The sequence below is a fragment of the Campylobacter sp. BCW_4323 genome (assembly GCF_001763115.1).
Classification (GTDB): domain Bacteria; phylum Campylobacterota; class Campylobacteria; order Campylobacterales; family Campylobacteraceae; genus Campylobacter_D; species Campylobacter_D jejuni.
Map to the genome: position 1 here is coordinate 35,109 of NZ_MJYC01000048.1, position 18,602 is coordinate 53,710.

20 protein-coding genes, 2 tRNA genes and 2 pseudogenes are annotated in these 18,602 nt (G+C 30.3%); 8 read left to right on the forward strand and 16 right to left on the reverse strand.

Annotated features, from left to right (window positions below; all coding sequences use genetic code 11):
* Positions 1 to 9: 9 nt before the first annotated feature.
* Together AJN60_RS04710 and AJN60_RS04715 are read left to right on the forward strand one after the other, a co-directional pair.
* On the forward strand, positions 10 to 450 hold the full coding sequence (locus AJN60_RS04710; RefSeq protein ID WP_070285972.1) for an EexN family lipoprotein: 441 nt from the start codon (positions 10 to 12) through the stop codon (positions 448 to 450).
* Positions 441 to 662 (forward strand): EexN family lipoprotein, encoded by a 222-nt coding sequence (locus tag AJN60_RS04715; RefSeq protein ID WP_079005306.1) that lies wholly within the window; start codon positions 441 to 443, stop codon positions 660 to 662. Before AJN60_RS04710 ends, AJN60_RS04715 begins: the two co-directional genes overlap by 10 nt.
* Here AJN60_RS04715 and cmoA read toward each other — a convergent pair.
* From cmoA to AJN60_RS04765, 10 genes are read right to left on the reverse strand one after another with little or no spacing between them, the layout of a single operon-like run.
* Complete coding sequence (cmoA, locus tag AJN60_RS04720) at positions 652 to 1,362, reverse strand: carboxy-S-adenosyl-L-methionine synthase CmoA (protein ID WP_072225838.1); 711 nt, start codon at positions 1,360 to 1,362, stop codon at positions 652 to 654. The two genes, AJN60_RS04715 and cmoA, sit on opposite strands and share 11 nt — an antisense overlap.
* Positions 1,349 to 2,203 (reverse strand): bifunctional riboflavin kinase/FAD synthetase, encoded by an 855-nt coding sequence (locus AJN60_RS04725; RefSeq protein ID WP_070285973.1) that lies wholly within the window; start codon positions 2,201 to 2,203, stop codon positions 1,349 to 1,351. The genes cmoA and AJN60_RS04725 overlap by 14 nt, the downstream gene beginning before the upstream one ends.
* Positions 2,169 to 2,930, reverse strand: a complete 762-nt coding sequence (gene tlyA, locus AJN60_RS04730; protein ID WP_070285974.1) for a 23S rRNA (cytidine-2'-O)-methyltransferase TlyA — start codon at positions 2,928 to 2,930, stop codon at positions 2,169 to 2,171. Before tlyA ends, AJN60_RS04725 begins: the two co-directional genes overlap by 35 nt.
* Positions 2,927 to 3,931 carry a hypothetical protein gene (locus AJN60_RS04735; protein ID WP_079861550.1) on the reverse strand — a complete coding sequence of 335 codons (1,005 nt, stop codon included), beginning with the start codon at positions 3,929 to 3,931 and terminating at the stop codon, positions 2,927 to 2,929. Before AJN60_RS04735 ends, tlyA begins: the two co-directional genes overlap by 4 nt.
* Entirely contained in the window at positions 3,912 to 5,855 is a 1,944-nt protein-coding gene (gene ligA / locus AJN60_RS04740; protein WP_070285976.1) for an NAD-dependent DNA ligase LigA, read from the reverse strand. The genes AJN60_RS04735 and ligA overlap by 20 nt, the downstream gene beginning before the upstream one ends.
* The gene (gene folP / locus AJN60_RS04745) at positions 5,856 to 6,998 is read right to left on the reverse strand and encodes a dihydropteroate synthase (protein ID WP_070239727.1); all 1,143 of its coding nucleotides are present in this window, start codon (positions 6,996 to 6,998) and stop codon (positions 5,856 to 5,858) included. It abuts the gene before it with no gap.
* Between the two features lies 1 nt (position 6,999).
* Positions 7,000 to 7,599: a DNA polymerase III subunit delta' gene (locus AJN60_RS04750; protein WP_070239728.1), complete on the reverse strand. Its 600-nt coding sequence runs from the start codon at positions 7,597 to 7,599 to the stop codon at positions 7,000 to 7,002.
* A gap of 5 nt (positions 7,600 to 7,604) precedes the next feature.
* Positions 7,605 to 8,141 (reverse strand): HobA family DNA replication regulator, encoded by a 537-nt coding sequence (locus tag AJN60_RS04755; RefSeq protein WP_002861289.1) that lies wholly within the window; start codon positions 8,139 to 8,141, stop codon positions 7,605 to 7,607.
* Complete coding sequence (locus tag AJN60_RS04760) at positions 8,142 to 9,344, reverse strand: aspartate kinase (RefSeq protein ID WP_044779997.1); 1,203 nt, start codon at positions 9,342 to 9,344, stop codon at positions 8,142 to 8,144.
* A gap of 1 nt (position 9,345) precedes the next feature.
* Entirely contained in the window at positions 9,346 to 9,816 is a 471-nt protein-coding gene (locus AJN60_RS04765; protein WP_044794063.1) for an RNA pyrophosphohydrolase, read from the reverse strand.
* A 101-nt stretch (positions 9,817 to 9,917) separates the two neighbouring features.
* Between AJN60_RS04765 and hemW the strand changes: the two genes are divergently transcribed.
* The 4 genes and pseudogenes from hemW to queA all read left to right on the forward strand — a co-directional run bounded on the left by hemW (position 9,918) and on the right by queA (position 13,210).
* Positions 9,918 to 10,985, forward strand: coding sequence for a radical SAM family heme chaperone HemW (gene hemW / locus AJN60_RS04770; protein WP_070285977.1), 1,068 nt, complete (start codon positions 9,918 to 9,920; stop codon positions 10,983 to 10,985).
* Positions 10,986 to 11,043: 58 nt separating this feature from the next.
* Positions 11,044 to 11,459, forward strand: a pseudogene (tatB, locus tag AJN60_RS04775) (Sec-independent protein translocase protein TatB).
* The gene (gene tatC, locus AJN60_RS04780) at positions 11,452 to 12,189 is read left to right on the forward strand and encodes a twin-arginine translocase subunit TatC (RefSeq protein ID WP_002856930.1); all 738 of its coding nucleotides are present in this window, start codon (positions 11,452 to 11,454) and stop codon (positions 12,187 to 12,189) included. Before tatB ends, tatC begins: the two are co-directional and overlap by 8 nt.
* Positions 12,182 to 13,210, forward strand: coding sequence for a tRNA preQ1(34) S-adenosylmethionine ribosyltransferase-isomerase QueA (gene queA, locus AJN60_RS04785; RefSeq protein WP_070285978.1), 1,029 nt, complete (start codon positions 12,182 to 12,184; stop codon positions 13,208 to 13,210). Before tatC ends, queA begins: the two co-directional genes overlap by 8 nt.
* Here queA and lpxD read toward each other — a convergent pair.
* Genes lpxD through AJN60_RS04810 form a run of 5 tightly spaced genes read right to left on the reverse strand, consistent with a single transcriptional unit; the run spans position 13,199 to position 17,814 of the window.
* Positions 13,199 to 14,164 (reverse strand): UDP-3-O-(3-hydroxymyristoyl)glucosamine N-acyltransferase, encoded by a 966-nt coding sequence (lpxD, locus tag AJN60_RS04790; protein WP_002861284.1) that lies wholly within the window; start codon positions 14,162 to 14,164, stop codon positions 13,199 to 13,201. The genes queA and lpxD overlap by 12 nt on opposite strands.
* Positions 14,161 to 14,625, reverse strand: a complete 465-nt coding sequence (gene ilvN, locus AJN60_RS04795) for an acetolactate synthase small subunit (protein ID WP_070285979.1) — start codon at positions 14,623 to 14,625, stop codon at positions 14,161 to 14,163. The genes lpxD and ilvN overlap by 4 nt, the downstream gene beginning before the upstream one ends.
* Entirely contained in the window at positions 14,622 to 16,322 is a 1,701-nt protein-coding gene (locus AJN60_RS04800) for an acetolactate synthase large subunit (RefSeq protein WP_002881862.1), read from the reverse strand. The genes ilvN and AJN60_RS04800 overlap by 4 nt, the downstream gene beginning before the upstream one ends.
* 17 nt (positions 16,323 to 16,339) lie before the next feature.
* A complete protein-coding gene (locus tag AJN60_RS04805; protein ID WP_002852081.1) occupies positions 16,340 to 16,783 on the reverse strand; it encodes a GatB/YqeY domain-containing protein in 444 nt (147 codons plus the stop codon).
* A gap of 11 nt (positions 16,784 to 16,794) precedes the next feature.
* The gene (locus AJN60_RS04810; protein WP_070261641.1) at positions 16,795 to 17,814 is read right to left on the reverse strand and encodes a bifunctional 3,4-dihydroxy-2-butanone 4-phosphate synthase/GTP cyclohydrolase II; all 1,020 of its coding nucleotides are present in this window, start codon (positions 17,812 to 17,814) and stop codon (positions 16,795 to 16,797) included.
* 93 nt (positions 17,815 to 17,907) lie between these two features.
* Here AJN60_RS04810 and AJN60_RS04815 point away from each other — a divergent pair.
* Positions 17,908 to 17,982: transfer RNA gene (locus AJN60_RS04815), tRNA-Gln, on the forward strand.
* A gap of 33 nt (positions 17,983 to 18,015) precedes the next feature.
* A tRNA-Met gene (locus tag AJN60_RS04820) sits at positions 18,016 to 18,091 on the forward strand.
* A 239-nt stretch (positions 18,092 to 18,330) separates the two neighbouring features.
* On the opposite strand, the pseudogene AJN60_RS04825 reads toward AJN60_RS04820, so the two are convergent.
* Positions 18,331 to 18,602 (reverse strand): annotated as a pseudogene (locus AJN60_RS04825) (autotransporter outer membrane beta-barrel domain-containing protein); the annotation flags it as partial.

The window sequence follows — 18,602 nt, forward strand, 5'->3', positions numbered from 1 at the left end:
GATTGATAAATGCAAAGACTAAGTATTTTACTTACGATTTTAATAGTTATTAATATAACAGCTTGCGATAGCAAAACAGAAAATTACTACAAAAATCATCCTAGTGAAGCAAAAGAAAAAGCAAAAGAATGCAAAGAAAGCGAAACTCTTAGCGAAGATTGTATTAATGCATTAAAAGTTGGTGTTAAACCAACAAATGAAGAGAGTAAATACAGTCCAAACACACCAAAAAAATCTGATAATCAGATATCAGAAGCTTTAAAGCAAAATGATTTAAAAAAAGAAAAAATCACAAAAGATATTAACCAAAGTTCAGAAAATAATGAAAGTATTATAATACCACCTATAGCAGAAACACCTTCTGAAATTTATCCTTCCAAAACAACAGAAAACAATCAAAGTTCTATCTTTAGTGATGATATTAATATAACACAGGAAAAATTACCATGAAAATAACTCTTTTTTTAAGCCTTATTGGTATATTTTTTGCAGCATGCGAACAAACCAAAAGTGTAGAATATTATCAAAATCACCCCGAAGAAGCAAAAAAAAGAAGTTTAGAATGCAGGCACAAAGCTATCATCAGTCAAGATTGTGTTAATGCATATAAGGTAGGTTTTCCAAAAGATGAATGGGAAGATGAAAATATCTCTAATCCTTAAAAGCTATAAAAGTTTCAAAATTTGCCCATTTAAAAATACTTTCTATTTTCTTAAAACCTGCCTTTTCTAGCATGTTTAAATTTTCTTTTTGACTATAAGGAATTAAAACATTTTCTAAGGCTTCTCTTTTAGCTGCAATTTCAAATTTAGAATAGCCTTGTTTTTCTTTGTAGTCTGCATAAAGTTCTATGATATTTTTAGACAAAAAAGCATCTTCATAAAGGATTTTTTCACTCATAATCAAAATGCCTTTAGGATTTAAATTTTTATAAATTTTATCAAGCAATTCCTGTCTTTTAGGAGGACGAATAAACTGCATGGTATAATTTGCCACAAAAACATCGCAAGTAAAAAAATCAAATTCGCATAAATTAGCTTCAAAAAAACTTATATCAAGTCCATAAGCTTTAGTTTTTGACTTTGCAACTTCAAGCATAGAAGCAGAATTATCCACGCCAAAAAGTTTAAAATCCTTTCTTAGATTTGCCAACAAAATCAAAAAATTAGCACTTGAACAGCCCAAATCACAAATACTTGCATTTGCAAGTAAAATTTTAGCCAATAAATTAGCACAAAGTTCTAAATTTTCCCTATAAAATGGTACAGAACGATTAATCATATCATCAAAAACACTAGCCACGCTTTTATCAAATTCAAATTGTTTTTTAGGGCTTTGTTTAAAAAGTTCATCTTTCATCATTTTTCCTTAATAATTCTCTAGCTTGTTCTATGTCTTTGGCAATTTGATTTTTAAGTTTTTTTAGATCTTGAAATTTCTGATTCTCTCTTAGAAAAGATATAAACTCAAGTTCGAAAAACTCCCCTTGTGTGAAATTTTCACCCAATTCTTCTAAAATATGACTTTCTATGGCAAAATTTTCATCGCTTGATCTTACACCTAAAAAACTCACACTTTTATAAATATTTTTTTGGCTTTTTAACAAAGTAGCATAAACACCATTTTGAGGCAAAAAATAGCCTTTACAATCTAAATTTATAGTCGCAAAAAGTTCTTTAGAGCCCAAACCTTGTCCTTTAATCATCTTCCCTTTGATACTATAATCTCTTCCTAAAAATTCTTTTGCTTTTTGTAAATTTGCTTTTGATAAAAAATCCTTAATTAAACTTGCATGAACACCTACTCCGCTTATACTAAATTCATCAACTATTATAGTTTTTATCCCACTTAAAGACTCAATATCTTTAGCACTATAAGCCCTATTTTTCCCGAAAGAAAAATCATATCCCACCACTATAAATTTTAAATTGACAAATTCTTTTTTCAAAAAGCTTAAAAAATCTTTACCATCTAAAGATTTTATACTTTCAAAATCCACTTCTATAACTTTTTTTCCTGAAATTTCTTCTTTTTGACGATTTGAACAAAGAAATTGACCCTTAAATTTATTAATAACTAACAAAGCCCCATTCTCATCTAAACATTTTACAAGTTTTAGATGCCCTAAATGTATACCATCAAAACAACCTATGGCTAAAGAAGTAATATTAATTTTTGATATAGTGGTAAAAATATTCAACATTACCTTCCTTTCCTTTAATGCTTGATTTTTGCGTATTTTTTAAAAGCCAACCTAACTTAGCACATGCTTTTTCAAAATCCATTCTTGCCTTTAAGATTGCCTTGTCATCTTTTAAAACACCTTTTTTATCTCTTTTGATATTTTTTCCCACTTCAAACTGAGGTTTAAAAAGTAAAATAATTTCCTTTAAGGCTAAATTATCGATATAATAAAGTAAATTAATAAGAGAAATAAAACTCACATCACAAGTAATAAACTCAAATTTTTCTTCACTTTTAAAGGCTCTAAGATCTGTATTTTCATGCAAGATAATTTTTTCATTTGTTCTTAAATTTGAATGGAGTTGATTGCTACCTACATCAAGAGCAGTGATTTTTAAAGCCTGATTTTCAAGTAAAATTTGCACAAAACCACCCGTGCTAGATCCTATATCAAGGCAATTTTTATGTTTTATTTCAATATCATTTTCTTCTAAGAAATTTTTTAATTTTAAAGCCGCTCTTGAAACATAAATTTCACTTAAAAGATCCAATTTTAACTCATTGGCTAAAAATATATCTTCAGGATTTAAATCTTGCGTTTTTTTTAAATTTTCTAAAAAATTTTTCACATCAAAAGAAGCTTTAAAACTTTTACCATTAAGCAAAACCTCTTCACTTTCTATAAGTTCCAAGGCTTTATTTCTGCTGATATTTAAACGCTTTGAAACAAAAAAATCAAATCTCATTTTAAACTCTCATTTATTCTTTTTTCTAAGTCTTCTTTTTCTTTAGAAAACCACCAAATGCCTATTTCAAAAGCATTTTTTTTAAAAATTTCTCTAAGATCTTTAAGATCTTTTTCAAAAAGGTCTTTTTCTTTTTGAATTAAACTTAAATTATGATCTTTTAAAAAATCAAAATTATTCATCCATGAAAGTATTTGTTCTTGTTCAGATTTTAAGGCATTATTTCTTTGCTCTTTTAAAAAATAATTTCCTAAAACCATGATAAAACATAAAAATAAAACAATTATTTTTATCTTTATTTTCAAAACAAAATTAAAAACAAAAGCCAAAAGAGAGCAAAACATAAAAAAATTAAAAAAATCAAAAATAAAATTTAAAGCTCTAAAGCTCAAATATCCAAAATAAGAAAAAATAAAAAATTTTAAATTTGAAACAAAATACAAAAATTCAGATAAAAAATCAAAATAAACAAAAGAAGCACTCTTATAAGCAATGATTTTCCTAGAAAAAAGTTCTAAATTTAAAAGTTCATTGTAAGTAAAAAAAAGCCCATAAAATGCATAAAATAAAGCAGTAAAAAAGCTAGCGATAACAACTATTCTAAAATCATTATAAGCATTATCTACAAATTGCAAATGTAATTCTTTTTTTAAAAATATCATCAATAAAGGCAAAATTATAAATATAAAAATTAAATCAATTTTTTCAAGATTTAAAAAATTTAAAAATAAAGAAACAAGTCCAAAAATCGCCAAGAAAAAACTAAAAATATAAAGATAAAAATCTCCCATACTAATACGATAAAACAAACTTCCCTTAATCAAAGTAGCTTCTTTTATAATATTTTTTCTAAGCTTTAAAAATAAAAAGAATTCCCAAAAAAGTGTTAAAAAAATAGGAATTAAAAAAAATAAAGAAAAAGCACTCCTTTGCCAAGTTAGCAAAAAGCCAAAAAGGCTTAAAAGCGTTAAAATATAAGAACTATTCTTTAACAAGTTCATTAAAAGCACTTTCATCTATACATTTTACTTCAAGCTCTTTAGCCTTGCTAAGCTTAGAACCTGCCTCTTCCCCAAAAAGCACATAGTCAGTCTTTTTAGAAACTGAGCCGCTTACCTTACCTCCAAGTTTTTCTATCAAAGCCTTAAACTCATCTCTTGGACGTGAAAGAGTACCTGTAATCACAAAAGTTTTACCAAAAATCACACCATCACTTTTAATTTCAAGTTTTTCTATTTTCAAATTTAAAAGCTTGTAAAACTCATCAATTCTTGTACGATTAACACGCGTAAATTCGCAAAGACTTAAAGCCATTTGCTCTCCAAAACCTTCTAAATTGGCATAAGCTTCAAAGCTTTGCTTATGCCACTCTTTACCAAAATTTAAGCTTAATTTTTTAGCCGCAACCTCGCCAATATGCTCTATCCCTAAAGCTGTGATAAAACGAAAAAGCTCACATTCTCTTGCTTGTTCTATAGCATTTAAAAGATTGTTAATTTTCTTTTCCTTAAAGCCTTCCAAACCTTCAAAATCACTAAATTTTAAATGAAAAATGCTCTCAAGCGTAGTGATTTTTTTGTGTTTGTATAAAAGTTCTACTATATTTTCTCCAAGTCCGTCGATATTAAGACATTTTTTAGAAACAAAATGAATGATAGAATTTACAAGTCTATCCTCACAATCTATATTTTGACATTTTATTAAAGTTCCTTCATCTAAAAGCTCACTTTGGCAAGTAGGACAAAGCTTAGGGCGTGAAATTTCCATCTCTAAACCTTCTCTACGATCTTTAAAAACCTTAGTGATTTTAGGGATAACATCACCACTTCTTATCACGCTTACAAAATCATTGATTTTAACATCAAGTCTTGCAATCTCATCAAAATTATGAAGTGTGGCTGATTTTACTACAACCCCATCTAAATTTACAGGTTCTAAAACCGCCACAGGAGTGATCACTCCGCTTCTTCCTACTTGTAAATTTATTCCTATTAAACGCGTGGTTTTTTCAAGTGCAGGAAATTTAAAAGCTGCCATAAATTTTGGAAATTTTACCGTATAGCCTAGCTCTTCACAAAGTGCAAGATCATCAACTCTTACCACCATTCCATCCATCATCATAGGCTTTTTTTCTCTTAAAGCTAAAAGCTCATCATAAGCTTTTAAAACCTCATCTAAATTAGTACAAAGCTTAATAAAATCATCCTTTAAAAAACCAAGCTCTCTGATAAATTGCATCATCTCGCTGTGCTTGGTAAAATTTAAGGTATTTTCCCCTACTCCCCAAGGATAAAATTTCAAATTTCTTTCTTTAGTGATACTTGTATCAAGCTGCCTTAAACTCCCACTTGCAGCATTGCGTGGATTGGCAAATAAACTTTGATTTAAAAGAGCTCTTTTTTCGTTGATTTTCTCAAAATCATCTTTTAAAATCACCACTTCTCCACGAATTTCTATCCTTTCTTTATAGGCTATATTTTTAGGTATATTTTCTATCTCAAAAACATTAAGTGTTATATCCTCGCCCACTTCGCCATCACCTCTAGTGGCACCGCTTACTAATTTACCATTTTCATAAAGCAAATTTAAACTCGCTCCATCAAATTTAGGCTCTATAAAAAAGTTTTTTTCACATTTTGCACGTTTTGCCCAAGCCCTAAGCTCACTCTCATCAAACACATCTTCCATCGACCACATACGCTTTAAGTGAGCTATTTTTTTAAACTCGCTTTGTATAGTAGGAGCTATTTTTTGCGTTGGAGAGTCTTTTGAAATTTCATCTTTGTTTTGTTCTTCAAAAACTCTTAATTCTCTGATTAAAGCATCGTATTCTTCATCGCTAGCCAAGGGTTCATCTTTTTCATAATATGCCCTCATCCACAAATTTGCTAAAGCAACTTTTTCTAAATACTCTTCTTTTTTCATCTAAACTCCTATATTGTCCATTGCCTGTGCTAAAGCAAAAAGTTGTTTGTGCTCGTATAAATCATGCACTCTTATAATACTAGCACCATTTTCAAAAGCCTTTAAATGCAAATACAAAGTTCCTGCTAAACGATCTTTAATCTCGCTTTGAAAATACGCATTAATCACACTTTTGCGACTCGCACCTATGAGTAAAGGTTTATTAAATTGCAAAAAATGTTCTAAGTGTTTGATTAAAATCATATTATGCTCCGCACTCTTTCCAAAACCAATACCTACATCTAAAATACTTTCTTTTACTCCAAAACTTTCTAAAAGTTCAAGTTTTTCTTTAAAAAACAAAGTCATCTCATCGAGCAAATCTTCATAAAAAGGATTATCTTGCATGTTATTTGGATTGTTTTGCATGTGCATTAAGCAATATTTTGCCTCATATTTACTTGCAAGTTTAGCCAGATTAAGATTTCTTAAACTTGTAATATCATTTATAAGTTTAAAACCCTTATTTAAAGCATATTCTAGACAATATTCATCAAAACTATCTAAACTAAAAATCGCTTTTTCATGATAATTTTTCTCATAAATTAAGTCAAGTACTTTTTTTAGTCTTTTAAATTCCTCTTCCTTGCCGCAATACTCACTCCCAGGTCTTGAACTAACCGCACCTATATCGATATACTCAGGCTTTAAAGCAAGAAAGTCATTAAGCCTTTTTTCAAAGTCTTCTTCACTCACACGACTTTTTGCATTAAAACTGTCTTCATTAACATTAATCACTGCCATAAGCTCAGCTTTTTTTGGTTTTAAAAAATCTTTTTGCAAAAAAAGAGCCAAATTTTTAAGTCCAAAATCTTGAAGTTTTTCTTTAGTAATAAGTTTTTGAATTTGTTCTTTACTTGCCATTAAAAGTGCATTTGAATGAGTGATTTTTGCGGTAATTATTTCTTTATGGGTGATGAGCTCAGCTCCTACTCTTAAGGCATCTTGTTTTAAAATATTTGCTGCAGGAGTAGAAATATCTTTGATAAAAATAAAATGAATTTTTGTTTTTTGACTCATAATCTTTTGTCCCATTTTATGAGGGTTTATGAAAGAACAAAGTAAATTAAAATCGGTATTTGGATTGATTTTAAAAAATTTCATTTTATTTCTTTGTATAATAATTTAATAAAAGAGTAGTCAAAAGCACTCCACTTTTAGAATTTAATCTTGCAAGCTCATAGCTTTCATAAAAGAACTCTAATTCTTCAGCATTAAAATCTTTATATTTCACACATTCTTTAGCAAGCAATGCGATTTGATCCATAAGTTCATTTTTATCCAAATTTTCATTTTTTTGCAAAAAATCAAAAAGCATTCTTAAATCCATTCTTTTAAGATCTAAATCAAGTTTTTTAACTTCCTTTTCAACTTTTCTTTTTTCACAAATAAGACGTGATTTTATAGTAGGTAAAAGTAAATTTTTAGAAGGTACCACAATAAGAAATTTAATATTTTTTGGAGGTTCTTCAAGAAGTTTAAGTAAAAAATTTTGTGCTTCTATCCTATAAGAATCCGCCATTAAAACAATAATTTTTTCTTCGGTTTCTGCGATATAGCTTTCTTTTTCAACTGCTCTTGCATCATCAAGTAAAAATTCATTTTGTGGCATAAAAAATCTTAATTTTTTAATACCAAAATTATTAATCATTTCTTCTTTAATACCTAAAAAATCTTCACTGATAATAATCTTACTAATAAACAAAATATTTATCCTAATTGCACCTTGGAAAATAATATTGCATCCAAACTTACATCAAAAAGTTGATATAAACTAATAAGCTTGATATCCAAGTCTTTATCTTTAGAATTTAAATAAAAACTATCTTGTAACTGCTCATCAAAAAGCCACAATAAACTATCATCTCTTGATTTAGCGATTAAAGATTTATTATCAGAAGCACTTCCTATATAAAAATACACATAACCATTAGGAAAAGAAATGTCAAGCAAGTCATTAAGTAAAGCTATATCTTCTGAACTTTGTACTTTCTTCTTGCATAAAGAATTTAACGACACAAAAGGAAGCATAGGACGAGCGGCTTTTGAATTTATATTTTTTAAAAAATACTCTTCATACCAAGATCTTTGCTCATCGCACATTAAGACAAAAGTGCGTCCTTCTAAAAGATATTTAAGTCTTGCAGCCATCAAAGGAGCCCATTCTAAACGACGCGACTCCAACCATGCCATAAAAGCTCCGCCATTACGAATATTTTCAAGAGTAAAGCTTAAAAAATCACTCATTTATTTATCAAGCCCATAGCACTCATGTAGTGCTCTAACTGCAAGTTCTCCGTATTTTTCATGAACTATCATCGAAATTTTTATTTCACTAGTAGAAATCATACCGATATTAATCCCCTCATCAGCTAAAGCTTTAAAAGCCTTGCTTGCCACCCCTGAATGCGACTTCATACCTACACCCACTATGGAAACTTTTACCACAGCACTATCGCTTTCTATGGTTGTTTTTGGACTTAAAATTTTTTGCATAGCATTTTTGACTAATTCAAGTTCATTTTGAGGAACTGTAAAACCTAAATTTGTAGCACCATCAACTCCAACATTTTGTATAATCATATCTACATTAATATTTTCATTTGCTAAAACAGAAAAAATTTCAGCTGCGATTCCAGGTTTATCTTCTACATTTCTTAAAGTCACTCTTGCTTGATTTTTATCTAAAGCAATACCACTTACTAAAGCTTGTTCCATTCCATCTTCCTTTGTTATCATTGTTCCTTCGTTATTGTTAAAACTACTTCTAGTTACTAAGTTAACATTTAATTTTTTTGCAAGCTCTACAGAGCGATTTTGCAAAACTTTTGCACCCAAACTTGCAAGTTCAAGCATTTCTTCATAAGAAATTTTATCCAATTTCTTTGCCTTTGGTTCAATTCTTGGATCTGTTGTATAAACCCCATCAACATCGGTATAAATTTCACACAAATCCGCATTTAAGGCACCTGCTACTGCTACAGCACTTAAATCGCTTCCGCCACGCCCTAAAGTAGTTACATTACCTTCTTCATCTACACCTTGAAAACCCGCTATAACGACTATTTTACCATTTTGAAGTTCTGATTTTATCGCTTTTGTATCAATATGATGAATTCTTGCCTTTGTAAAAACACTATCTGTAATAATTCCTGCTTTTCTCCCAGAAAATGATATAGCGGGATAACCCTTTTCATTTAAAGCAATAGAAACTAAAGCGCTCGTTACACGCTCTCCGCTACTTAAAAGCATATCCATATCTTTACCATTAGGAGTTTTACTAAAATATTCAGCTTGCTCGATAAGAGTATTTGTCACCCCACTCATTGCAGATACTACAACAACAAGTTGATTGCCCTGTTGCGCACTCTGAATAACCCTATTGGCTACTGCTTCGATACGCTCAAGTGTTCCAACGCTTGTTCCACCATATTTTTGAACTATAAGCATTTTAGATATAACCTTTCTCTTCAAAATATTTGATCACTTTAACATAAATATTTTTTTTGAAATGATTAATCATTTCAAAAATTTGTTTAACACTCACAAATTGATAATCATCAAATTCAGGATGCTTGGTATTGATATTGATTGTAGCACTGTGCTTTAAACGCACTAAAAAATATTTTTGAATCTGTCCATCATAAGGATACATTTTTTTAACAATTTTACTTGGAAAATCATAACTCAACCATTCTGGATACTCAGCAATGATTTCAACCTCATCGGTGCCTATTTCTTCTTTTAGTTCTCTAAATAAAGCGTTTTTGACACTTTCACCTTTATCAATACCTCCTTGTGGAAATTGCCAAATATTATCCATATCACTTCTTCTAGCTATAAAAATCTTACACTCAAAAGGATAAGAACTTGACAAAATAACAGCTGCAACATTTGGTCTATAATTTTTCTCGTTTTCCACAATATTTTTCCTTAATTTAAAGGAAATAATTTTAACCTAAATCAAATCAAATTTTTATTAAAATACATTAAAAAAATTTAATAAAATATTTTAGGGTTTTTATGCATTTTTATATCCATATTCCATTTTGTGAAAGCAAATGTAATTATTGTGCTTTTACAAGTTTGAAAAAAAATGATTATGAAAAAGCCTATTTTAAGGCTTTAAAAGAAGATATTGTTTTTCAATTAAAACAATTTAACATTCAATCAAATCAAATTAAAACCTTATTCATAGGCGGAGGAACACCAAGTTGTGTTGATGCGTATAATTATGAAGATATTTTTAAAATTTTATATCCTTTACTAGATAAAAATGTAGAAATTTCATGCGAAGCTAATCCCAACTCAGCAACATTAAATTGGCTTAAAAATATGAAAAATCTAGGAGTTAATCGCATTTCTTTTGGAGCTCAAAGTTTTCATCCTAAAAAACTTCACTTTCTTGGAAGAATTCATAATCAAGAAATGATTATCAAAGCATTAGAAAACGCAAATAAAGTAGGTTTTAAAAATATCAATTTAGATCTTATTTATGATACAAAATTAGACAATAAAAAAATGCTTGAATTTGAACTCTTATACTTAAAACAAATCAAGGCTTTAATCACACACCTTAGTGCTTATAATTTAACCATAGAATCAAACACAGCCTTTGCCAAAAAAGAACACTTTAAAAAAAATGCTCCTAATTTAATGAAATTTTTCATCAAACAACTCCTAGAGCTTGACTTTTTTCAATATGAAATCAGTAATTTTTCAAAAACCAAAGCCCAAATTTGCAAACATAATCTTGCTTATTGGCAAGGAAAAAACTACCTAGCTTGTGGATTAAGTGCGGTAGGATTTTATGAAAACAAGCGTTTTTATACAGCAAAAAATTTAAAAAATTACATAGAAAATCCCACTTTTAGATCTATAGAGCAGCTAAGTTTTAAAGACTTGAATTTAGAACACCTATTTTTAGGACTTAGAAGTATAGTAGGGATTGATAAAACAAAACTCAATCAATGGCAAAAAGACAAAATAAATATATTATTAAAAGAAAAAAAACTTTTTTACAAAAATAAAAGATATTTTAATCCTAATTTTCTCATTAGCGATGAGCTTGCTTTATATCTCTCATCTTAAATTTAAGTTTTTTAAGTAAAATATTTATTTAAAATATCAAATCAAAGAGTAACGATTAATGAGTTTTGGTGAAATTATAGTTATTTTAGTTGTAGCGATTTTAGTCTTAGGGCCTGATAAACTTCCAGAAGCTATAGTACAAATAGCAAAAATTCTAAAAGCTGTAAAACGCAACATAGATGATGCAAAATCAAGCATAGAAAAAGAAATACGCATCAATGACTTAAAAGAAGAAGCTAAGAAATACAAAGATGAATTTTCAAGCACTAATGAAAACATACGCAAAAAACTCAGTTTTGAAGAATTTGATGACCTTAAAAGAGATATTTTAGATAAAACAAAGGTAGATTTAACCTTTGATAGCAGAGATGATAACACAAAAAATAACCTTAGCGGACAAAATTTAAATACAGAAGAAAAACCAAATCTTAGCAAATTAGAAACACAAGATAAAACGGAAAAATAAATGTTTGAAGAATTAAGACCTCATTTAATAGAACTTAGAAAACGCCTTTTTATAAGCGTTGCTTGCATTGTAGTTATGTTTATTGTATGTTTTGCTCTACGAAGCTATATCTTAGATATTCTAAAAGCTCCACTTATAGCTGTTTTGCCCGAAGTAGCCAAACATGTGAATGTAATTGAAGTACAAGAAGCCTTATTTACTGCAATGAAAGTTAGTTTTTTTGCGGCCTTTATCTTTTCTTTACCTGTAATTTTTTGGCAATTTTGGAAATTTGTAGCTCCGGGACTTTACGATAATGAAAAACGCCTTGTGGTGCCTTTTGTTAGCTTTGCAAGCATTATGTTCGCCTTAGGGGCTTGTTTTTGCTATTTTGTTGTAGTGCCTTTGGCTTTTAAATTTTTGATTAATTTTGGTTTAAATGAAGATTTTAATCCTGTGATTACCATAGGAACTTATGTAGATTTCTTTACAAAAGTTGTTGTGGCTTTTGGTTTAGCTTTTGAAATGCCTGTAATTGCCTTTTTCTTTGCTAAAATCGGGCTTATAGATGATAGTTTTTTAAAACGCCATTTTCGCATAGCTGTTTTAGTTATTTTTGTTTTTTCAGCCTTTATGACTCCACCTGATGTTTTATCTCAATTTTTAATGGCAGGACCACTTTGTGGACTTTATGGACTTTCTATTTTAATTGTTCAAAAGGTAAATCCTGCCCCAAAAGATAAAGAAAGCGATGAATAAAGACTTACTTCTTTCAAGCTATGATTACACTCTAGCTAACGAACTCATAGCCAACTATCCTACAAATCCAAAAGAAGATGCTAGGCTTTTGGTTTTTGATCGCAAAAACAAAGAAATTTTTCACACTACTTTTAAAAATTTACAAGACTTTTTACCCAACTGCGCGATTTTTTTCAATGATACTAAAGTTATTAAAGCAAGAATTTATGGCAATAAAGCAAGCGGAGGGAAAATAGAGCTTTTCTTGCATCAACCTTTTTTAAATTCTCACAATCCACTTTTTCTAGCTCAAATTAAAGGGCGTGTTAAAAAAGATGAAATCTTATATTTTAAAGAGGATTTAAAAGCGCGCGTTGTAGAACTTTTAGATGATGGTCTTCGAAAAGTTCAATTTTTTCAAAATGATAAAACCTTAGACACCTCAAATCTTTACAACCTGCTTGACAAGATAGGACATATACCCTTGCCTCCTTATATTAAAAGGGAGGATGAAAAAAGTGATTTGAAAGATTATCAAAGTATCTTTGCAAAAAATTTAGGCGCGGTAGCTGCTCCAACTGCAAGTTTACATTTTAGTGAGACTATGCTTGAAAATTTAAGAAAAAAACACGAAATTTATCATTTAACCTTACATGTAGGAGCTGGAACCTTTAAAAGCGTGGAATGTGAAAATATACAAGAACATAAAATGCATAGCGAATTTTTTAATATTCCGCAGCAAGCATGTGAAATTATAGATTCAAAACAAGCTATTTTAGGCGTAGGAACAACGGTAACAAGAACTATAGAATATTACGCAAGAACTAAAACAAAAAATGGTTTTTGTGATCTTTTTTTACACCCGCAAAATCCACCTATAAGACAAAATCATCTTTTGACCAATTTTCATTTACCAAAATCTACTCTTATCATGCTAGTTTCAGCTTTTATCGGTAGAGAACAGTGTTTAAAACTTTATGAACTTGCCCTAAAAGAAAAATATCGCTTTTACTCTTATGGCGATGCGATGCTAATCTTGTGATTTTTCTTTAAAATTTATTGCTATTTTAGCTTGAAGTTTTAGCCAATCTTTTTGAAGCATGATAGGAAAACCACCATAAACGCGCCCGCCTTCTAAATTTTTACTCACACCGCCTCTTGCAGCTATAGTACTAAAATCGCCTATTTTTAAATGTCCACTCGTTGCACTTTGACCACCCATAATAACATTGCGTCCTAACTCACTTGAACCTGAAATTCCAGTTTGTGCTACAATGATACAATTTTGACCTATATTGCAATTATGTCCGATTTGAACTAGATTGTCTACCTTAGTGCCTGCTTTGATAATAGTACTATCAAAAACTGCTCTATCTATAGTTGTACAAGCCCCCACTTCTACAAAATCTTCTAAAATCACATTGCCATTATGATAAATTTTATAATGTTCGCCGTTTTTATTGTGCGCATAACCAAAACCATCGCTTCCTATTACACAATTGGCAAGCAAATGACATTTTTTACCTATTTTAGTGTCATTATAAATCACTACATTAGGATGGATAATACTCTCATCACCAATGCTGACATTATCGCCTATATAAGCTCCTGCCATAATGATTACATTATCACCTATATTTACATTATCACCTATATAGACATTAGGCATAATTCTTGCGCTTTTTGCGATATTTTGCACTTTTTCTTTAGCTGTGCTTATCAAAGGCTTAGCAAAAAGCTTGCTTAAAAAAGCAAAATTCAAATGTGGATTTTGAGTAATCAAAGCTTTAGTGTCCTTAGGTACTAAATTTTCATATTCTTTAGATACTAAAATAGCAGCAGCTCCTGTGTGAGGTATATCTTTGGTATTTTTCTCACCATCACAATAAGTAAGCTCTGTAAAATTTGCTTTCAATAAAGAATTTAAAGCACTGATTTCTATATCCTCACCTTTATACTCTAAGCTTAAAAATTCTGCTATTTCACTTAATTTCATTTAATCTCCATCAAAACAGATCCACTGCGAACTATATCACTAGGATTGTATTTTTTAATTGTTTTTAAAAAATTATCAATGCGATTTGCATCATCAGCAACCATTAAAAACAAAAAATTCTCATTACTATTTACAATAGTACCATTATAAGCTTTCAAAACGGCATCAAGTCCACCTAAATTTTCATTTAAAGGAATTTTCACCAAAGCCATTTCTTTGTCAATAAATTCTTCACTTTCTATCACTTTATAAGTAGGAATAAGCTTATGAAGTTGTTTGACTATCTGCTCAAAAGTTCTTTCATTTCCTGAAGTGACTATATTAATACGCGAAAATTCTTTATTTTCCAAAGGTGCTACTGTGAGCGAGTCAATATTATAACCTCTTCCTGAAAAAAGTCCTACTATACGAGATAAAACCCCATGCTCATTTAAAACAATTACCGATAAAACCCTTCTCATTGTCTATCCTTTGCCTTTGGTAAAATCATATTATAAATCGCACTTCCTGCAGGCACCATAGGTAAAACATCTTCAAAGCGATCAATTTTTACATTTAAAAGAGAGGTTTTATCACTTTTTAAAGCTTGGTTAAAAGCTTGAATGAATTCTTCTTTGCTTGAAATTTCATAACCTTCGCAACCAAAGCCTTGAGCAATTTTGATAAAATCAGGCTGAGTGCTTAAATCTGTTTGTGAAAAATGCTCTTTATAAAACATACTTTGCCATTGTCTTACCATACCTAAAAAGGCATTATTTAAAATAATATTTATAGTTTTTATACCATACTCACGAGCAGTCATAAGCTCTTGGATATTCATTAAAACCGATCCATCACCTACGAAATTAATCACCACTTCTTCATCCACAGCAAGCTTTGCACCCAAAGCAGCAGGCAAAGAATATCCCATAGTTCCTTGCCCTCCACTTGTTGCAAGCTGTCTTGGATAATTAAAAGGATAAAACTGTGCTACCCACATTTGATGCTGACCCACATCGGTAATAATCCTTGCATCAGGAGCCATCTTCGCACATTCTTCAATCACCCATTGCGGTTTTAAAACTTCATTGCTATCTTCATAAGAAAGTGGATAAAGTTCATTATAACGCTTTAAAGTTTCGTGCCATTCTTTAAAAGTTGTGTTGAAATTTTCCTTTTTAAGCTCTTCTAAAAGCTCTTTAAGAACTTCTTTAATATCTCCTACTATAGGATAATGCGCATTGATAATCTTTGAAATAGAACTAGGATCAATATCAACATGAACTATAGTCGCATGTTTGGCAAATTCACTTGTTTTTCCTGTAATCCTATCATCAAATCTCGCTCCTACACTCACAAGCAAATCACACTCACTTAAAGCCATATTAGCAGCATAGCTTCCATGCATGCCTGCCATTTTGAGATTAAAAACATCATCACTTCTTAAAGTTCCAAGCGCCATCAAGGTTTCAACTGCTGGAATTTTTGTAAATTTTACAAGCTCTCTGATTTGCTCACTTGCATTAGAACTGATACAACCTCCACCCAAGTAAAATAAAGGTCTTTTTGCTTCTTTTAAAAGCTCTGCAAATTTTTTAATTTGCTTTGAGTTACCCTTATAAACAGGCTTATAAGTTTTCATAGAAATTTCTTTAGGATATTCCCAAAGTCCTAAAGTTGCACTTACATCTTTTGGCACATCTATATGCACAGGCCCAGGTCTACCACTTCTTGCTATATAAAAAGCCTCTTTTAAAATGCGTGGAAACTCTTCTATGCAAGTAACTAAATAATTATGCTTTACACAAGGTCTTGAAATACCTACTGCATCAATTTCTTGAAAAGCATCTGTACCAATAAGAGAATTTGCCACCTGCCCTGAAATCAATATTAAAGGGATAGAATCACTATAAGCCGTAGCTAGGCCTGTAATAGTATTTGTAAAACCTGGTCCGCTTGTAACTATAGCTACGCCCACTTCTCCGCTCATTCTTGCGTAAGCATCAGCAGCATGCAAAGCCGCTTGTTCATGACGCACTAAAATATGTTTAAAATACTTTTGATTGTAAATTTCATCATAAATATTAAGCGCAGCGCCTCCAGGATAGCCAAAAACAATTTTAACATTTTCTTCTTTTAAAGCCTCGCAAATCATTGCTGAACCGCTTAACTCTTTCATAATAACACTCCAAAAAATTATTGTAAAAGCTCTTTAAGTGCTAAATTAAGTCTTTTACCATCAACACTCGCACCTAATTTTATTTTAGCTTCTTTCATCACCAAACCTTGTTCTTTTAGTGAACTTACGCCCAATTCTTCTATAAGTTGTTTTAAGGCTAAAGTTAACTCCTCATCACTTAGTTGTTTAGGCAGATAAATTTCAAAAAGACTTATTTCATTTTGTTCTTTTTGTGCTAAATCTTCACGATTTGCCTTAAGATAAAGTTCGATTGCGTCTTTACGTTTTTTGATTTCACTTGCAATAATTTTATAAATTCTTTCATTATCTAATTCTATTCTTTCATCCACTTCTATTTGCTTAAAAGCTGCATTTAAAGTTCTTAAACTATCTCTTTTAAAATCATCTTTTTGTTTCATTGCCTCTTTGATATCGTTTAAAATTTGTTCTTTTAAAGTCATTTTTTTCCTTTTTAGTTAAAATTACAAGCTTTAAGATTTAAACCAAAACCTTCTAAGCCTATATAGTCTTTATCACAACTTTGAGATAAAAGTTTAATTTCTTCTATACCAAAATATCTTAAAATCTGCGCTCCTATACCATAGTTTTTGTATTGAGTGGTACTGGATTTTTCTCCTTGCATGAAAACTATAACGCCACCATTTTCACTAAGAAATTTGATTTGCTCTAAAAGTTTTGAAAATTTATCTGAAGTTAAAAGCTCAAAATCACTACCACTGATATGAAATTTAACATTTTCACATTTTTTGATATCTTTAAAGCAAAAAGCTATGTGTTGGGTTTGATTATGATCGCTAAAGATAAATTTTTCTGCTTTAAAGCCTGCTAAAACACTTTGACTTTTTTCTTCAAGCTTAATAAGGCTTTCATGTTTTAGGCGATACTCTATAAGATCACTTACGGCTATCATGTTTAAATCATGCTTTTGGCAAAAAAATTCTAGATCTTCTCTTCTTGCCATATCTCCATCATCTTTTACGATTTCACAAATCACACAAGCACCTTTTAATCCTGCTAATTTACAAAGATCAACCGTACCTTCTGTATGACCTGTGCGTTCTAAAACTCCGCCTTTTTTTGCGATTAAAGGATTGATATGTCCTGGTCTTACAAAATCACTCGCTTTAGCATTATCATCAGCAAAAATTTGTATAGTCATATTTCTTTCATAAGCACTAACTCCCGTTGTAGCATCTTTTGCATCTACGGTTATGGTAAAAGCGGTTTCGTGGTTTGAAGTATTTTTAGGCACCATTAAAGGAAGTTCAAATTTTTTTGCCAAAGTTTCATCTAAAGCTACGCAAACCACACCACGAGCTTCTTTTATCATGAAATTTACTTTTTCTTGAGTGCTAAATTGCGCAGGAAAGATTAAATCGCCTTCATTTTCTCTATCTTCTGCATCTACCATTACAAGCATTTTCCCTGCTTGTAAATCCCTAATCGCTTGTTCTACGCTAACAAATTTCATTTTTATTTCCTTAAAATTTTTAAAATTATAACTTAAATTGCTTGACAAATAAATTAAAATTCACTATAATTACACTTTTAAAAAAATATTTATTGGGGTATCGCCAAGCGGTAAGGCAACAGGTTTTGGTCCTGTCATTCAGGGGTTCGAATCCCTTTACCCCATCCACTTCTTATTTTATATTTCAAATATCTTATATGCCGCGAAGTAGAGCAGTGGTTAGCTCGTCGGGCTCATAACCCGAAGGTCGGGAGTTCAAATCTCCCCTTCGCAACCAAATGTATTAATCTTCAATCCTCTTCACTTCTTTTTAATTGTATTAAAATAATTTAAAATGATTGTATTGTTATAATCTTAGCTGAGTTTTTAAAATACTTTAAAAGAATGATTGCAATCTAAAAAGAGTTTAACAACCTTAAAAACATCCATCCCAATAATTTTAAAATTATCAGGATGAAATTTTTAACAAGTAGGAGAGTAAAAACTAATTAAACTAAGGTATGATCTTTTATAAGATTACCAAAGATAATTAAACTGAGCAAATCCTGTATGGGTATTGCCATCTTTATCAAACATTCCATTATAGTTTAAACTAAAATAGAAAGCTTCATTAACAGGAACGATAAAAGAAGTGCTTACAAATTTTTGTATTCTTGGTAAATCAAACTCATCACTTACTTTTATATTTCCAAATCTAGCCTCAGCTTCTACTTTAGGATTGATATTAAACTTAGCTCCAAGTTCTACTGAAGTTTTTAAATTAGGCAACCAATCTCTAAACCAAGTAA

Bases quoted from the DNA above. Each gene is read 5' to 3' on its own strand.
- ilvN (WP_070285979.1), bottom strand. From the start codon at position 14,625: ATGAGAAGGGTTTTATCGGTAATTGTTTTAAATGAGCATGGGGTTTTA.
- AJN60_RS04735 (WP_079861550.1), bottom strand. From the start codon at position 3,931: ATGAACTTGTTAAAGAATAGTTCTTATATTTTAACGCTTTTAAGCCTT.
- AJN60_RS04810 (WP_070261641.1), bottom strand. From the start codon at position 17,814: ATGAAATTTGTTAGCGTAGAACAAGCGATTAGGGATTTACAAGCAGGG.
- cmoA (WP_072225838.1), bottom strand. From the start codon at position 1,362: ATGATGAAAGATGAACTTTTTAAACAAAGCCCTAAAAAACAATTTGAA.
- AJN60_RS04725 (WP_070285973.1), bottom strand. From the start codon at position 2,203: ATGTTGAATATTTTTACCACTATATCAAAAATTAATATTACTTCTTTA.
- AJN60_RS04755 (WP_002861289.1), bottom strand. From the start codon at position 8,141: ATGAGTGATTTTTTAAGCTTTACTCTTGAAAATATTCGTAATGGCGGA.
- AJN60_RS04805 (WP_002852081.1), bottom strand. From the start codon at position 16,783: ATGACTTTAAAAGAACAAATTTTAAACGATATCAAAGAGGCAATGAAA.
- AJN60_RS04710 (WP_070285972.1), top strand. From the start codon at position 10: ATGCAAAGACTAAGTATTTTACTTACGATTTTAATAGTTATTAATATA.
- hemW (WP_070285977.1), top strand. From the start codon at position 9,918: ATGCATTTTTATATCCATATTCCATTTTGTGAAAGCAAATGTAATTAT.
- queA (WP_070285978.1), top strand. From the start codon at position 12,182: ATGAATAAAGACTTACTTCTTTCAAGCTATGATTACACTCTAGCTAAC.
- folP (WP_070239727.1), bottom strand. From the start codon at position 6,998: ATGAAATTTTTTAAAATCAATCCAAATACCGATTTTAATTTACTTTGT.
- tatC (WP_002856930.1), top strand. From the start codon at position 11,452: ATGTTTGAAGAATTAAGACCTCATTTAATAGAACTTAGAAAACGCCTT.
- AJN60_RS04760 (WP_044779997.1), bottom strand. From the start codon at position 9,344: ATGCTTATAGTTCAAAAATATGGTGGAACAAGCGTTGGAACACTTGAG.
- tlyA (WP_070285974.1), bottom strand. From the start codon at position 2,930: ATGAGATTTGATTTTTTTGTTTCAAAGCGTTTAAATATCAGCAGAAAT.
- ligA (WP_070285976.1), bottom strand. From the start codon at position 5,855: ATGAAAAAAGAAGAGTATTTAGAAAAAGTTGCTTTAGCAAATTTGTGG.
- lpxD (WP_002861284.1), bottom strand. From the start codon at position 14,164: ATGAAATTAAGTGAAATAGCAGAATTTTTAAGCTTAGAGTATAAAGGT.
- AJN60_RS04800 (WP_002881862.1), bottom strand. From the start codon at position 16,322: ATGAAAGAGTTAAGCGGTTCAGCAATGATTTGCGAGGCTTTAAAAGAA.